Origin of the sequence: Fibrobacter succinogenes subsp. succinogenes S85 (assembly GCF_000146505.1) — a bacterium.
Classification (GTDB): Bacteria; Fibrobacterota; Fibrobacteria; order Fibrobacterales; family Fibrobacteraceae; genus Fibrobacter; species Fibrobacter succinogenes.
The window spans coordinates 2,546,820-2,562,865 of record NC_017448.1 but is presented as its reverse complement, the minus strand read 5'-3'; the positions used below and the strand labels follow the sequence as shown (position 1 = coordinate 2,562,865).

General features: G+C 47.1%; 13 protein-coding genes and 1 pseudogene. 10 read left to right on the top strand and 4 right to left on the bottom strand.

Going from position 1 to position 16,046, the window contains the following annotated elements:
- Positions 1 to 29: 29 nt before the first annotated feature.
- Entirely contained in the window at positions 30 to 1,211 is a 1,182-nt protein-coding gene (locus tag FSU_RS10570; protein WP_015732096.1) for an alpha/beta hydrolase, read from the bottom strand.
- A 105-nt stretch (positions 1,212 to 1,316) separates the two neighbouring features.
- On the opposite strand from FSU_RS10570, the gene FSU_RS10565 reads away from it, so the two are divergent.
- Positions 1,317 to 2,105 (top strand): ZIP family metal transporter, encoded by a 789-nt coding sequence (locus FSU_RS10565; RefSeq protein ID WP_015732095.1) that lies wholly within the window; start codon positions 1,317 to 1,319, stop codon positions 2,103 to 2,105.
- 2 nt (positions 2,106 to 2,107) lie between these two features.
- On the opposite strand, the gene FSU_RS10560 is transcribed toward FSU_RS10565, so the two are convergent.
- Positions 2,108 to 3,511 carry an ATP-binding protein gene (locus tag FSU_RS10560; protein WP_014546396.1) on the bottom strand — a complete coding sequence of 468 codons (1,404 nt, stop codon included), beginning with the start codon at positions 3,509 to 3,511 and terminating at the stop codon, positions 2,108 to 2,110.
- Positions 3,512 to 3,744: 233 nt separating this feature from the next.
- On the opposite strand from FSU_RS10560, the gene FSU_RS10555 reads away from it, so the two are divergent.
- On the top strand, positions 3,745 to 4,536 hold the full coding sequence (locus tag FSU_RS10555; RefSeq protein WP_014546395.1) for a hypothetical protein: 792 nt from the start codon (positions 3,745 to 3,747) through the stop codon (positions 4,534 to 4,536).
- Here FSU_RS10555 and FSU_RS10550 read toward each other — a convergent pair.
- Both FSU_RS10550 and FSU_RS10545 read right to left on the bottom strand, forming a co-directional pair.
- Positions 4,521 to 5,009, bottom strand: coding sequence for a GNAT family N-acetyltransferase (locus tag FSU_RS10550; protein WP_014546394.1), 489 nt, complete (start codon positions 5,007 to 5,009; stop codon positions 4,521 to 4,523). The two genes, FSU_RS10555 and FSU_RS10550, sit on opposite strands and share 16 nt — an antisense overlap.
- 16 nt (positions 5,010 to 5,025) lie before the next feature.
- On the bottom strand, positions 5,026 to 5,907 hold the full coding sequence (locus tag FSU_RS10545) for a LysR family transcriptional regulator (RefSeq protein WP_014546393.1): 882 nt from the start codon (positions 5,905 to 5,907) through the stop codon (positions 5,026 to 5,028).
- Positions 5,908 to 6,544: 637 nt separating this feature from the next.
- On the opposite strand from FSU_RS10545, the gene FSU_RS10540 reads away from it, so the two are divergent.
- The 8 genes and pseudogenes from FSU_RS10540 to FSU_RS16435 all read left to right on the top strand — a co-directional run bounded on the left by FSU_RS10540 (position 6,545) and on the right by FSU_RS16435 (position 16,045).
- Complete coding sequence (locus FSU_RS10540; RefSeq protein ID WP_014546392.1) at positions 6,545 to 7,990, top strand: class I SAM-dependent DNA methyltransferase; 1,446 nt, start codon at positions 6,545 to 6,547, stop codon at positions 7,988 to 7,990.
- A 121-nt stretch (positions 7,991 to 8,111) separates the two neighbouring features.
- The gene (locus FSU_RS10535; RefSeq protein ID WP_014546391.1) at positions 8,112 to 9,263 is read left to right on the top strand and encodes a restriction endonuclease subunit S; all 1,152 of its coding nucleotides are present in this window, start codon (positions 8,112 to 8,114) and stop codon (positions 9,261 to 9,263) included.
- A 3-nt stretch (positions 9,264 to 9,266) separates the two neighbouring features.
- Entirely contained in the window at positions 9,267 to 11,612 is a 2,346-nt protein-coding gene (gene hsdR / locus FSU_RS10530; protein ID WP_014546390.1) for an EcoAI/FtnUII family type I restriction enzme subunit R, read from the top strand.
- A 408-nt stretch (positions 11,613 to 12,020) separates the two neighbouring features.
- Entirely contained in the window at positions 12,021 to 13,025 is a 1,005-nt protein-coding gene (locus FSU_RS10525) for a PDDEXK nuclease domain-containing protein (protein WP_014546389.1), read from the top strand.
- Between the two features lie 140 nt (positions 13,026 to 13,165).
- On the top strand, positions 13,166 to 13,705 hold the full coding sequence (locus FSU_RS10520) for a flavodoxin family protein (RefSeq protein WP_014546388.1): 540 nt from the start codon (positions 13,166 to 13,168) through the stop codon (positions 13,703 to 13,705).
- A gap of 35 nt (positions 13,706 to 13,740) precedes the next feature.
- Positions 13,741 to 14,351: pseudogene (locus FSU_RS10515) on the top strand (DUF1349 domain-containing protein).
- 213 nt (positions 14,352 to 14,564) lie between these two features.
- Positions 14,565 to 15,716 (top strand): alpha/beta hydrolase, encoded by a 1,152-nt coding sequence (locus tag FSU_RS10510; protein WP_014546387.1) that lies wholly within the window; start codon positions 14,565 to 14,567, stop codon positions 15,714 to 15,716.
- 173 nt (positions 15,717 to 15,889) lie between these two features.
- The gene (locus tag FSU_RS16435) at positions 15,890 to 16,045 is read left to right on the top strand and encodes a hypothetical protein (protein ID WP_015732092.1); all 156 of its coding nucleotides are present in this window, start codon (positions 15,890 to 15,892) and stop codon (positions 16,043 to 16,045) included.
- The last annotated feature ends 1 nt before the right edge of the window (position 16,046 follow it).

Below are 16,046 nucleotides of genomic sequence, written 5' to 3'. Positions count from 1 at the left end.
CGCTAACCGATTAAAACAAAATCTAATAATTAAAAGTTCTGCGCAACGACAATTTGCTTCCGCAAAATGGCGCCATCCAAGAACTCAAACATCGTGCGATAAGCGTTATCGCGGACATCCTTGCGCGAAAGGAACAAGTCGTGCATGCCATCCTCAATCGTTACGGTCGTGACATCACTACCCAATTTCGGAGCCCACTTTTCGAGGAGATTCACATCAAGCATGCAGTCGCAACGCATGTAGTCGTCATCCCACTTGACCGTATTTACCGTGCAGCCGCTACGCATCATGAGAACCGGAGCCTTGATCTGCATTCCCGCATGGATCCACTTGATGCCGCGAGTTGTCGCACGGAGGTATCCAAAATACTGTTGTGGCCATTCATCGCTTTTCAATTCACGATTGAATTCCCACTCGCCCTTTTCACTTTTCAAAAGAGATATGTTGTACTTAGGGGCTTCCTGTTTCGGAGCGGGTGCATCAGGCAACAACAGCGCAATATCCGAGAACACAGGGAAAGCCACATTGCGAACAAACCAACTATTTTTATAATCCAGGAACGGACTGTTCAAAACGAGAGCTGCAAAATCTTCGCTATTACGTTCATTCAGGTAATTCGGCGTGATCAACCCACCCTGCGAATGACCGAGAATGACAAATGGCAATTTAACATTCGAGCCCTTCGCAGCAATCTTCTTGCTGAGCGCCACAGCAGCATCCAACTCCGCATAGTATTCCTTGACGCTACGCATATCCGAGCGCGGCTCGCCTTCACTATACGAACGACCATTGTAATGCAAGTCTATCGCAAAGAACGCAAAGCCTGCAGAATCCGATTTTTCCGCAAGTTCTTCCTGGAAGAAGTAATCATTATAACCATGCACATACAAGATAATTCCGCGCGGATTCGGTTCATGCGTCACCGCACGCGGAGAACTTCCGTAAGGATATTCAATTAACGTTGCATGAAAATCCTTATCATACGGTTTTACGTCAATCGGGTAGACCTGATAAGGTTCGCCAAGTTCTGGGTCCACCGTTTTCAACGGCAAAGCGTTATCAATAATCGTCTGCAACGTAGCTGCCGAGAGTTGCTTACTGTAAGCTTCATCCCGCTTCTTTTCCTTGCAGGCGGCAAGGCACGCATTTGCAGAAGTTGTAAAAAGCAATACGGCAGAGGCCGCGACAACAAAAGACTTTAACTTATTCATGTGTCTACGATACAAAAATGTAATCGTTTACGCTACTCCAATTAGACCTTCAAAACTCCAGCGCGTTTTTTGAAATTGTCAAGTTTTAATACTATCTTTTTTCGCATGACTCAACCCATTTTACCCATTATTCAAGGCCTCACCATCCCATTTTTAGGGACGGTTCTCGGCGCAGCCTGCGTATTCTTTATCCGCGGGCAAATGAAGCAGAACCTCAAGCGCGGACTTTTAGCATTTGCGGCTGGCGTCATGGTAGCGGCATCCGTCTGGAGCCTACTCCTCCCGGCTATCGACGCAAGCGAACATTTGGGTAAATTAGCTTTTGCACCCGCCGCAGTAGGATTCTGGGCAGGTATTTTGTTCTTGTACATTTTAGACAAAATCACACCGCATTTGCATTTAGGCAGTAAAACTCCTGAAGGACCGAGAGCAAAACTTAAACGCACCACAATGCTCACGCTCGCCGTAACAATCCACAACTTGCCCGAAGGCATGGCGGTCGGCATCGTTTTCGCAGGCTGGCTTTCTGGAAATGTAGCCATCACACTCTCGGCAGCATTCGCGCTTTCCATCGGTATCGCCATCCAAAACTTCCCTGAAGGAGCAGTCGTTTCTCTCCCGCTAAAAGCCGAAGGCGCAACGCGCAAAAAGGCATTCGCACTTGGGGCGCTCTCCGGAGCAGTCGAACCCATCGGCGCATTGATTACCTTAATCGCCGCCGAAATTCTTTCGCCGTTCATGCCCTACCTGCTTTCGTTTGCGGCAGGCGCAATGATTTACGTTGTCGTTGAAGAAATGCTCCCCGAAGTGAGCGAAGGCGACCACTTTGACGCAGGCACCATCCTCTTCGCCGTCGGCTTCACGCTCATGATGGCACTCGACAGCGCGCTTTAAAATCAAGCAAACAATTCTTTTATCGAAATAACCTTGTAATTGCCCAGATTTTTTATTTTCTTCTTGACTCCAGCCGTGACTCCCTTTCTGGAAAAAATCCAAAAATACAAATTGTCGCGTTTAATACACGGTGCGCACGCCTGCAAGTCAGAAAGTTCAGTCTCATCAAACGCCTTTTCAGTGTATTTACATTCGCAAAGAATGGCATTATTCTCATCTTGGGCAACAATGTCTATTTCCTCTTGACGTTTCGCAAGAGGGTTATTACCCCACCAGCGTCCAACTTGTTCAGCAAAGAACGGAAGCTCGCCATTATAGGATTTTTCCATAATAAACTGCGAGCACACTCTTTCAAATCGATGCCCAATATATCCATTTAAGCTTTCAGTTGTAAACTCTCTATCGTAATAAATTTCAGGTGAAATAAGCCCATTCAACATATTCAAATGTTTATAAATAAACCTGAAATAAAAAGCAAAGTAGTTATCGTCAATGGAATAAAGCGTATTGCGAGCCTTGCCTTTTTCGCCAACAGGGATTTCTGTTTTGATAAATCCCAAATTTTGAAGGACGTTCAGGTATTTTGCAATCTTCGCCCCATCTTCTCCAACCTTCATCTTTATATCATTAAGCGTCGAAGCACCAGAATTGATAGCAAGCAGAATATTCTTATAAAAAAGCGTTTCTTTGAGTTCCATGCGAAGCAACGTATCAATTTCATTGTATAAGTAGCCCGTTGTAGAAAGGCAATTTTTGATGACGTTCTCGCGAATAGAAACGGAATCGTCAAAAAGAGAAAGGTATAGAGGAATACCGCCAAGAATTGAATAAACCGTTAGGACTTCTTCGTCACTATATTTGGGGAAAAATTCTTTAGATTCTTTATATGAAAATGGTTGCAATTTCAAATCGGCAGTCTTGCGACCATATAAAGGTTTGGTCGAATCATCAAACAAGTCCTCAATAACAGAAACTTCAGAACCGCACAAAATTAAAAAAATGTTCTTTTTTTTCAGAATTCGGTCAATAGCATTCTGCAGCCCCGAATCGTATACAGGATTTGAATTGTACAAATAAGTAAACTCGTCAATAATGATATTCACACGTTTAGAAAAAGCGGCACCATCGATGAACGAGTAGACATCCTGCCAAGTCTCAAGTGAATTCAAAAAATCGCCAGCATTTAATACCCGTTTCAATTCCGTACAAAAATTACGAACATTATTGGCTTCGCTCCCTTTGTCAGCAGTAAAGAACACAGTATCCTTTTCATGAAGCGAGGCAAAGTGAGCCAAAAGAAAACTCTTGCCCACACGCCTACGACCATGCATGATTAGCATTTCAAATTTTTTAGACCGATAAAGATCTTCAAGAAGCTTTAATTCTCTTTTACGTCCGACAAACATCTTATTTACTCCAAAGTTATTAACTCTAAAGTTATTTACTCAAGAGTTAATATAAATATTTTTCATTAGAGAATCAACAGATTCTAACAAAAACACTCTTTTTCAAGGGTATCATAAAAAAAAGATAATACATTGTCAAGTTTTTTCATGACTTTTGCAATTTTTATCAATTTTAGCCAACCAATTTTATTATTTTATATTAAGTAATTATCAATACAGTAAGGAGGATTAACATGAACAAAAAGTCTATCGCACTCACCCATGCATTGGCTATACTATTTACATCATTTGCCATTTCAGGCTGTTCAAGCGACAATTCTAGCGGGGCAAACGGAAATGAAGGCGTTTTCGCAAACAACGGGAAAAGCCCACTGATTCTGGATTCAATTTCGTCATGCATCATCAATCCCGATTCAATTGAAGGACTCATCGCATTAAATAAAATCTACCTTAAATATTTTGACGGAACATGGAGACTCACATTCCCTGCAAATATCAATGATTTAAGAGACAATTACACCATCGCAACTCGCAGCGCAAACGACACGTTGATCGTTTCCATGAAACGAAAAAAAGAAAGCACAGCCGTACCCGACCTCGCCTGCCCCGTTCTAGTCTATACCTCGCTAAAAGGAGAACTAGAAGAGAAGTATCTAGCAGCTATGGGCGCTTATTCAATCATCCGCTATGACGAGGATTTCGTCACTCTGGATTCCATATCGGATTGCATCCTTGACGAACAGGAAATAGATAAGCACTACTCTTCCGACTCAGCATTTGTCGAAGAAAAAAACGGGAAAAACGTCATTGTTTTCCCGTCGCAATTAGACTATCCTAGAAAATATGTCAAATCAATCGGAGCGTTCATCAAAGGTGACACTCTGCAACTGGACCTTCTCGATAAAGAAAAAACACCTGAGACACCTCTGTTCTGCCCAATCAAAGTTTACGGAACGTTAAACAAACCATTCAACGGAAAATTTGTTTCGACCCGTTCAGGAGTTTACGTTTACAGTTCGATATAGTGCGGGATGATATCCTCGTAACTCCCGTCCTTGAGCAGGAATCCCTTGGGAATCACGCCGAGCTGGGTAAAGCCGAGCTTCTTGTAGAGCTTGAGCGCAGACGTATTTGTCGCGACGACCGCGTTAAACTGCAAAATCCTGAAGCCGATTTCCTTGGCCTTCGCGAGGCAATCCTTTACGAGAAATTCGCCGATATGCTGACCGCGCTTATTTTTCTTGACCGCATAGCTTGCATTCGAAATATGCCCGCAGCGCCCGACATTGTTCGGGTGGAGAATGTAGAGCCCGACCACTTCGCCGGAGTCCACATCGATAGCGATGCCCGTGAACGATTGCGACTTGAAAAACTCGTCTCCCGTCTGCGGGTCAAGCAAATCCATTTGCGGAAACGCGATGCCGTCTTCGACAATGTCGTTCCAGATTTCAATCGCGTCGTTGATATACTTTGTATTATATTGTTCAATTTTAAGCATGAGAATGATCCTTTTTTTATTCCCCCAGCACGTGCCGGAGCGTATCGAGGAAAAGTTCCCCCGCCCGCGTGAACTGCTGGCCCCGCCGCCAAATGATGTACATGTTGGTGGTGAGCTCGGGCATGAGCGGCCTGAAACACAAGCGCGAAGTGCGGCTCGTATCCACCAGGCCGTCGAAAGTGAGCAGGTAGCCCGTGCCCTCCTTCGCAAGCACCGAACCGTTGTACGAAAGATCGAGCCCCACGATTACGTTCAGCTTCGCGATATCGTCGCCAAACCATTTCGGTAAATCCGCCACCATCGCCTGTCGCGACGCCAACAGCGGTTTGTCGAGCAAGTCCTTCGGCTCAATAAAATCCCGCTTGGCCAGAGGGTCGTCGCGACGCATCACCACTCCCCAGCGGTCCACCGAACGCACCGCAAGACAGTTGTACTTTTCCAAATCAACGTTATCTACAACCACCGCGAAATCGAAAATGCCCTTGTCCAGCTTTTCCAGGGCGCGCTCGCTGTCGCCCGAATATAAGTTGTACTTAATCTTCGGATAGTCGTCCCGGAGAATCCCGATGCACTTCGAAAGAAAATTCACGTTCCGCGATTCCGCGCAGGCAATGGCGATTTCACCCACCACCTCGTCTTCCTTCAGCGACTTGAAATCCTGCACCGTCCTGTCCGCCATCGAAAGGATATCCTCCGCACGCTCCCGCAAGAGTTCCCCCGCAGGCGTCAGCCGAATCGCGTAGTTCGTGCGCTCGAAAAGCTTCTCGCCCAGCTCCTCCTCCAGCTCCTTGAGCTGGCGACTCACCGTCGGCTGCGTCACGCAAAGATTATCCGCCGCGCGCGAGACATTCCCCAACCGCGCCGCCTCCAGAAAATACCGCAAAACTCGAAGTTCCATACCCGAAAACTAATAAAATTCAAGCCCCGCAGGTATGAAATTGCAAAAATACTGCCCGGAAGGAATAACTGATTGATTTGATGGTGGGGGAAGTCTCCCCCTGCTTGCAGCCTTGCCCTGTTGTCACCCTAGAGCGCAGCGATAGGGTCTAGGGCAAGTCTTCCAGCACCCCCTCTGCGGGCGCTCGCCGCCCCGCAACGCCCCGGCTTGTCCCGCCCACCCGCCCTAATGTCATGTTCCAGTCATCCTGGAGCCGCAATGCGGCGATAGGATCCACTCTGCATCGACTTTCCTTGCGTCATTCCGGGCTTGATACACGTCATTGCGAGGGTTCGTAGAACCCGTGGCAATCCATCTCTCGCATATTTACATATATTTCCCACTGACATAGCCCCATTCCTTGCGGTTTGGGGCGCATGGAAATTTGAGTTATTGCTCTTATTCTCGCCTTGAAAAACGACCAAAATTTTCAAATCCAACGAGAATGGGCAGACACTCACGCACCCTGTGCGTGGGTCGTTTGTGCTTACGTTGGATAGGTTTCTTGGTCGTTACCTCAAGGCGGTGGGTGCATTCGATACCACGCCTTTTTTGTGGATTCAATGCACCAGTATAAGGGCTAGCAAATGAGGCCCTTATGTTTGAGCAGACTTTTAACAATATCGATGACATTCTCTGGAAAGAGGGTGGTTGCAGCAACGAACTGGATTACGTGGAGCAGACCTCATGGGTCCTGTTCCTCAAGTATCTGGACAACCTCGAAGCCGAGCGCGAAGAAGAAGCCGAACTCAAGGGCGAGACCTACGAACGGATTATCGATAAGAAGTTCCGCTGGAACACCTGGGCCGCCCCGAAGACCAAGAACGGCGAACCTGACCACGCCAAGGCGCTCACCGGCGACGACCTCACGGACTTCGTGAACAACAAGCTGTTCCCTTACCTCAAAAAGTTTAAGGAAACCGCCACCACGCCGCAATCGCTGGAGTACAAGATTGGCGAAATCTTCGGTGAACTCCGCAACAAGATTACTAGCGGCTACAACCTCCGCGAAATCCTGTGGTATGCCGACGCGCTGAGTTTCCAGAGCAGCGAAGATAAGCACGAGATGAGCCACCTGTACGAAGACAAAATCCGCAGGATGGGCAACGCAGGCCGTAACGGCGGCGAATACTACACGCCGCGTCCGCTTATCCGCACCATCGTCCGCATCATCGACCCGAAAATCGGCGAGACCGTGCTAGACCCGGCTTGCGGAAGTGCTGGGTTCCTTTGCGAAGCCTACGCCTACATGAAGCAGAAAGTCAAGAGCGTTGCCGACAGGGAAACTTTGCAGAAGAAAACCTTCTACGGACAAGAGAAAAAAGGCCTTGCCTACATCATCGGCATCATGAACATGATTTTGCACGGCGTGAACGCCCCGAACATTTTGCACACGAATACCTTGTCCGAAAACATGGCGAACGTGGAACAGAAAATGCGTAAGGACGTCATTATCGCGAACCCGCCCTTCGGTGGCAAGGAACGCGCCGAGGTCCAGCAGAATTTCCCCATCAAGACAAGCGAAACTGCCTACCTCTTTATGCAGTATTTTGTCAAGTTGCTCAAGGCGGGCGGCCGCGCGGGCATCGTCATCAAGAACACATTCCTTTCGAACACCGACAACGCTTCGGTCATGTTGCGCAAGGAACTCCTGGAAAACTGCGACCTGCACACGATTCTCGATTTGCCGAGCGGCGTGTTTACGGGTGCAGGCGTAAAGACCGTCGTGCTCTTCTTCGAGAAAGGTCGCCCCACCGAAAAAATCTGGTACTACCAGCCGGACTTTGGCCGCAATCTGGGCAAGACGAACCCGCTCACCGAAGATGACCTTGCGGAATTCGTGAAGTTGCAGAAGAAAAAGACCGATAGCGAAAAATCGTGGACCATAAACGTCAAGGATTTGAACCCCGAAACATACGACCTCTCGGTGAAAAATCCCAACAAGAAAACCGAAGTCGAACTCCGCGACGCCAAAACCATCATCAAGGAAATGCAGAGCTTAGACGAAGAGAATAGGAAAATCCTCGCCAAATTGTCGATATGAGAACTTTGTCATTCTGGAGCGTAGCGATAGAATCCAAAGCGTTAAACAAAGTGTCACCCTGAGTCCCGGAACAAGTCCGGGATAAACAAAGTCGAATGGGTCTAGGCAACCGGAGAATGTTATGAGCAAATGGGAATGGAAGAAACTGAAGGATATTTGTGAAAAGGGTTCATCAAATATTAAGCAGTCTGATTTGAAAGATTTGACTGGTGATTATCCTATTTTCGGTGCAAGTGGGTATATACAAAATGTTGACTTCTATCAAAGAAATCGGGATTACATAGGAATTATTAAAGATGGTTCAGGTGTCGGTCGAACAATGCTTCTACCAGCATTTTCATCTGTTATTGGAACGCTTCAGTATATTCTCCCCAAAGAAGGGAATGACATCAAGTTTATAAATTACGCTCTCCAAAATATTGATTTTTCTAAGAGTATTCAGGGTGCGGCTATTCCTCATATCTATTTTAAAGATTATGGAGAAACTGAAATACTTGTTCCTCCTCTTTCGGAGCAAAAGAGCATAGTCAAATTCCTTGACGAAGAATTCTCAAAAATAGAAACGCTCAAAACAAACGCCGAAACCAATCTCAAAAACGCCAAGGAACTATTCGAATCAACTCTTGAAAAAGAACTGAATCCCGGTAAAAATGGCACATTGCCCTCCGGCTGGGAATGGAAAACTCTAAGAGAATTGTGTATTCTTCGTCCTTCAAAAAATGAAGCTCTGAGCCATCTAAAAGGGACAGATGAAGTTTCTTTCCTTCCAATGGAAGACTTAAATATAAGAGAACGAAACACCATTCCTCATAAAAGCAGGGCATTATCAGAAGTTCATGGGTCATATACTTTTTTTGCTGAGGGAGATGTCTTGTTGGCAAAAGTGACTCCATGCTTTGAAAATGGGAAAATGGGTATTGCGTCTAATTTACTGAATGGTGTAGGTTTTGGATCAAGTGAATATATTGTATTCCGAACGACAAAATCAATGATTAATTCATACTTGTTTTATGTTCTAATGTCATCAAGGTTTATTTCAGGAGGAAAAAAACAGATGCTTGGAGCCTGTGGATTAAAAAGATTGTCAAAAGAATATGTTGAATCTTTCCAAATCCCCCTCCCGCCCCTTTCCGTCCAGAAAGAAATTGTCGCTCGTCTAGACAAACTCTCCGAGAACGTCAAGCGTCTCGAAGTAAACTACAAGCAAATCATCGCCAACTGCGACGAACTCAAAAAATCGATTCTGAAGAAAACTTTCGAGGGGGAATCCTAAGTTATGAACGAGTCCGATACCAGAAGAAAGAAGATTGACCCCAAGCTGAAAGAAGCCTTGTGGGAAGTGACACCAGACAGCGCCATTTATACGGAGCAGTCCGCTTACGAGATTGCTCCGGGTCGTATCGGTCATGCCGAACGCAACCCCAAGAAAATTGACTACCTTCTGGTTTACAAGGGCATCAAGATTGCCATCGTCGAGGCGAAAAAGGACGAACTTGATGTAAGCGAGGGTGTGCCGCAAGCCAAGGAATATGCGGAACGCATGAACATCCGCTTCACGTATTCCTGCAACGGCGATAAAATCTGGGCAATCGACATGCAGACGGGTGAAGAAGGCTTTGTTGATGCCTTCCCGACACCGCAGGAACTCTGGGAACGACTTTATCCTGAAAACAATCCGCTCCGCGACAAGCTGAATGCAGTTCCGTTCAACAGGGATGGCGGCAAGTCTCCCCGCTACTATCAGGAAATCGCTGTCAATAACGTCATGGATGCTATCTCCCGAAAGCAGGACCGCGTCTTGCTCACGCTTGCAACGGGAACGGGCAAAACCTACATCGCTTTCCAAATCTGCTGGAAAATTTTCAAGGCGCATTGGAATGTCGATGGAACGGAACGCTTGCCGCGCATCTTGTTCCTTGCCGACCGCAATATCCTCTCGAATCAGGCTCTCAATGATTTCGGACAATTTGACGAAAATGCCATGTGCCGCATTACGCCGGAATCCATCGCCAAATCAAAAGGCGTGCCCAAGGGCCCGAGCATCTATTTCAGCATTTTCCAGACGATGATGACCTCGTTGAATGGAAAATTCGTTTATGAAAATTATCCCGAAGATTTCTTTGACCTTGTCATCATTGACGAATGCCATCGCGGTGCCGCTAACGACGAAAGCCGCTGGCGTGATATTCTTGATTATTTCCAACGGGCGTATCACTTGGGCCTGACCGCGACACCCAAGAAAAATGAAAATGCCAACACCTACGAGTATTTCGGAAAGCCTGTCTATGTGTATTCGCTGAAACAGGGAATCGAAGACGGCTTCTTGACACCCTACCGCGTCCGGATTTCTTCTAGCAATATTGACAACTACATCTACGATCCCGAAGACGATGTAGAAAGCGGCGAAATTGACCCGAATAAAATTTATACGGAAACGGATTTTTATCACGGCAATATCAAGATTCGCGAACGCGATGAGTTTAGGGTAGAAGAATTCCTGAAACAGATTGACCCCGACGAAAAAACGATTGTGTTCGGTGCGACGCAGGCCCACGCGGCCATTCTGCGAGACCTCATCAATCAGCATTCTCGCAAGCCCAACGTGAATTATTGTAAGCGAGTCACCAGTGACGATGGCGACAAGGGCGAAGCCGATTTGAAGACTTTCCAAGACAATGAAAAACTGTTACCCACGATTCTCACGACATCGCAAAAACTCTCAACAGGTGTTGATGCCAAGAATGTCCGCAACATCGTACTGATGCGTCCTGTGAACAACATCATCGAATTCAAGCAGATTATCGGTCGCGGCACGAGACTTTTCGACGGAAAGTATTTCTTCACCATTTACGACTTCGTGGGCGCAAGCAAGAACTTTAGTGACCCTGAGTGGGATGGCGAGCCAATTATAGATACGCCGGAACCGCCCAACGGTGGGGATCCCGATGATGACAAAGGCTCTAGCGGCGGACCACGCAAACCGAGACCCTGTAAAATCTGTGGCAATCTCCCGTGCACATGCGACGCCAAAACGAAAGAAAAAAGATGCATCGAAATTAAACTTTCCGCAAACCACGTGCTCCGTTTGCAGGCTCAGTGGCAAGAAAAGTTCATGTTCGATGGCGAACTCATAACGCTCGAACAGTTTATCAAAATTCTCTTCGGCAAGATTCCTGAGTTCTTTAAGGACAGCCAGGATTTGCGTGCCCGTTGGTCTGACCCCACGACCCGCGAAGCCCTGCTCCAGAACTTGAGCGACAACGGATTCAGCAAAGAAAGGCTTCGCCAAGTGCAAGCGCTGACGCAAAACGAAAAATGCGACCTGCTCGATGTATTGGAACTCATCGCCTACAACAAAAGCCCCATGGAACGCGCCGAAAGAGTCCGCCTGATGCACGAAGAAATCCTGAACGAAATCTCCGAGAAACAAGTTCCCTTCATGGAATTTGTCTTGCAGCAGTATGTGGAAAACGGAGTCGATGAACTATCGCTGAATCAGTTGCCCGAGCTTGTCAAACTCAAATATGGCACCATCAAAGATGCCTGCGATAAAATGGGCGTGACCGGCAAGGATTTGAAGAAACTCTTCACCGATTTCCAGAAGACGTTGTACGTAGCGTAATTTTTGTCAATGCCCCGCTTTTTTATGCATGTAGGCGGAAAAGCAAGGCGAACGGCGCAGAATCAAACTTGTTTGATTTTATTTCTCTTCAGTATACCATTTTGCATTTTTTGCAAATTACAAATTCGGGCAAACCTGTCGGAAATTCCGACAGGTTCAAATCAAGAGTTTCCACAAGGTCTTTGATGTTAATAGTATTGAAATACGAATAACCCCAGTGGTTATGTAAAATTTTCTTGCTTCCCTTGCCAGTTTTGATGGATTTAGGTACATTAATGCCCGACGTGTTTTTCCGTCTAATGGGAAAATGCGTCTTTTTTTATTCTGGATTTTCGGAAAACAAGAGACGCCTCTAACACTAACCAGCCGCGAAAGCGGCGTCGCAAATTGCAACCAAACGGAGGCTATATGACTAAAAAAGTGGCTAATCATAGGGAAGACGCTCTTTATTCTCAAATTGCGTCGATTCTCGAACAGAACCGTAAGTCTGTTGCTGTTGCCGTTAATACGGCGATGGTGCGCACGTATTACGAAATTGGCCGTTCGATTGTCGAAAACGAGCAGAAGGGTAACATCCGCGCAGAATATGGAAAGGAAGTCCTCAAAAATCTTTCTGCCAGACTTACTGCAAATTATGGTAAGGGATTTTCTACGACGAACTTGAAGCAGATGCGGGATTTCTATCTGACTTATCAAATTGGTCAGACAGTGTCTGACCAATTCGTCTTGAGCTGGTCCCATTACTTGTTCCTGATGCGTATTGATAATCCCGACGAACGGAAATTCTATGAAATTGAGGCGAAAAACTCGAATTGGAGCCTGCGGGAACTCAAAAGGCAGTTCGATTCCGCGCTTTATGAACGGCTCGCTGTAAGCAAGGATAAGGAATCGGTGAGAGAACTGTCTAAAAAAGGGTGTATCGTGGAGTCCCCGGCGGACATTGTCAAGGATCCCTACATTTTGGAATTCTTGGGACTGCCGGAACAGTCCGAATATTCGGAAACCGAACTGGAAAGCAAGCTCATCGACAAGTTGGAGTCTTTTTTGCTTGAACTGGGTAAGGGGTATACTTTCGTGGGGCGGCAGTCGCGGATTACGCTGGACGAAAAGCATTTTTTTGTGGACCTGGTTCTTTATAACAGGCTGCTGCAGTGCTTTGTGTTGGTGGATCTGAAGATTGGCGAACTCACGCATCAGGATTTGGGCCAAATGCAGATGTATGTGCACTACTATGACCGCTTTGTAAAGCTTCCGCACGAAAATAACACTATCGGCATCGTTCTTTGCAAGAAAAAGTCGGACTCCCTTGTAGAAATTACTTTGCCTGAAGGCAATTCGCAGATCTTTGCCAGCAAGTATCAAACTGTGTTACCCGACAAGGAACAGTTGATAGAATTGATCGAAGAAAAGTAGATGCTAAAAAATGCCCCGTCCTTTTATGCCGTTTAAATCTATGCCTTATAAGCATATCTAGTTATGAAAACAAAGTATTTGCAATATCTGAAAAATGAAGGTATATTTGAACATGTAAAGACTTCAACCGAGAGGAACCTATGAAAAAAGTATTGGTCTTGTCCAGCAGCTTGCGTAAGGGTAGCAACTCCGAAACCCTGGCGCAGGAGTTCGCGAAGGGTGCCGCCGAGGCGGGCAACAAGGTGGAATTCGAGTCGCTGCGCGGCAAGAAGATCGGTTTTTGCATGGGCTGCCTTGCTTGCCAGAAGAAGGGCAAATGCGTCATCAAGGACGACGCTCCCGCCATCACCAAGAAGATGGAATCGGCCGATGTCATCGTGTTTGCAACGCCGATTTACTATTACGAGATGAGCGGCCAGCTCAAGACGATGCTCGACCGCGCGAATTCCCTCTATTCCAGCGATTACAAGTTCCGCGAAATTTACCTGCTCACTTCTGCCGCCGACACCGATGCGAAGGCCATGAACATCGCAAAGCGCGGCATTGGCGGGTGGATTGCCTGCTTTGACGGCGTGAAGCTCAAGGGCGCTCTCTGCGCCACAGGTGCCGAAAGCGCAGGCGATGTCAAGAAGAATTCCGCGCTCCTGAAAAAAGCGTTCGCCATGGGAAAGAAAGCTTAATAAAGGGTGATCAACTATGAAAAAAGGTATTCCTCATGAAGCAAGTTTTTGACTCTGCCGACCTGAAATGGACTCGCGAACCTGCAACTTACAAAGTTGGCGAGGATGAAATTTGCATCGTGACCGATCCGCATACGGATCTTTGGCAAAGAACTTATTACCGTTTTCGCAACGACAATGCGCCGGTTCTTCGATTGAAACGGAGGAAAAATTTTTCTCGTTTGTCATGAAAACAGATTTTTCTGGAAGCCATCATCGCTTCGATCAGTGCGGAATCGCTATGTATCTTGATTCTGAAAATTGGCTGAAAGCATCTGTTGAATACGAAAATGAAAAATTCCAGCATCTTGGTTCGGTTGTAACCAACCACGGTTATTCCGACTGGGCTACGACTGCTATCAGTGCCGAAATTAAAACGATGTGGTTCCGCTTTAGCCGTCGAGAAAGTGACTATTGCATAGAATGTTCGCAAGATGGAAAAAACTTCACGCAAATGCGCATTTGCCATATGTGGGAAGGTGCTGGTAAAATCCGCTTTGGTATTTACGCTTGTAGCCCTGAAGATTCCTCGTTCTTGGCAAAATTTTCAGACTTTGCATTGACGGAATGCCTGTGGAAAGCTCACGACGGCCAGCAACCTGATTGAATTCGTTTATTAAATATCCATGCCTAAAAAGCATAACAAACCATAGTAAATAAGCAATTGCTATTGTACAGGGAATAAATAATATTAAAAATGTAAAGGGAGATGTCCGCCTGCGCGGACATGACAAGAAGAGTTGAATTTTTAAATAGGAGATAAATCATGAAATCCAGATTCTTAAAAGCGGCGCTCGCCGTGGTTTCCGCATGCACCCTGATGGCATGCTGCCCCGAAAAAGAAAACAATGCTGCGCAAGGTGCCGCCACGCCGGCCGCGCAGTCCGCAACAGAAACAGCCTCCGCAGCACAACAGACAAAGGACGAAAATATGAACAAGCTCACGCTCACCGCCGAATGGGATAAGGTTTTCCCCAAGAGCGACAAGGTCGAACATTCCAAGGTCACTTTCAAGAACCACTTTGGCATTGAACTCGCCGCCGATATGTTCGTGCCCAAGGACACGAGCCTTAAGGTGAACGGCAAGTTTCCCGCGATCGCGGTCTCTGGCCCGTTCGGTGCCGTCAAGGAACAGTCCAGCGGCCTTTACGCCCAACAGATGGCGGAACGCGGATTCCTGACCATCGCTTTCGACCCGAGCTTCACCGGCGAATCGGGTGGCGAGCCGCGCTACATGAACAGCCCGGACATCAACACCGAAGACTTCATGGCGTCCGTGGACTTTCTCTCGAACCGCGACAACGTTGACCCGGAACGCATCGGCATCATCGGCATTTGCGGCTGGGGCGGCATGGCGATTAACGCTGCCGGCATCGATACCCGCGTAAAGGCGACGGTCGCCTCGACCATGTACGACATGAGCCGCGTAACCGCGAACGGCTACTTCGATTCCGCAAACAACGCTGACGCCCGTAACGAGGCCCGCAAGGCTCTGATGGCCCAGCGCACCAAGGATTTCAAGAACGGCTCGTACGACCTGGCCGGCGGTGTTATTGACCCGCTCCCGGACGACGCTCCTTACTTTGTCAAGGATTACTACGCTTACTACAAGACCCCGCGCGGCTATCACAAGCGTTCCCTCAACAGCAACAAGGGCTGGGCCGCCTCCGCAGGCACCTCGCTCATGAACACCAAGCTCCTCGCATACGCCGACGAAATCCGTAACCCGGTGCTCATCATCCACGGCGAAAAGGCCCATAGCCGCTACTTCGGCGAAGGCGCATTCGAAAAGATGACCGGCAAGAAGGCAAACGTCCCCGCAAAACTCGACGCCACCAAGAACTGGAGCAAGACCGTCGGCAACAAGGAACTCCTCGTTATCCCTGGAGCCTCCCATGTTGACCTCTACGACAACCTGGAAAAAATTCCCTTCGAAAAGCTGAACGAATTCTTCAAGACGAACTTGAAGTAAGCGAAAGCCATCAAACTGCGGCGATTATCGCTGCTGTCCAAGGTCACAAATGTGACCTTGGTTGCTTTTTGTCATTTTTTGCCATTTTCAAATGCTATTTTAAGGATATGCGCAAAAACGCCATATTGACATTTAGACTTTTAAAACCTATTTTTAAACTGAGGAGTAAACCTATGGCAGTGGCAATAAGATCCATACCAACGCTTCAAGGGGAAGACGCTGAACGTTTTCTCAAGGAAGCCGAATACGCCGAAAAGAACGAGCGTAAACAGGATTTTGGTGATAAAATCCTGCTCGTTAGGAAATTCCTCCGCGAACAAGGTTTCTAGA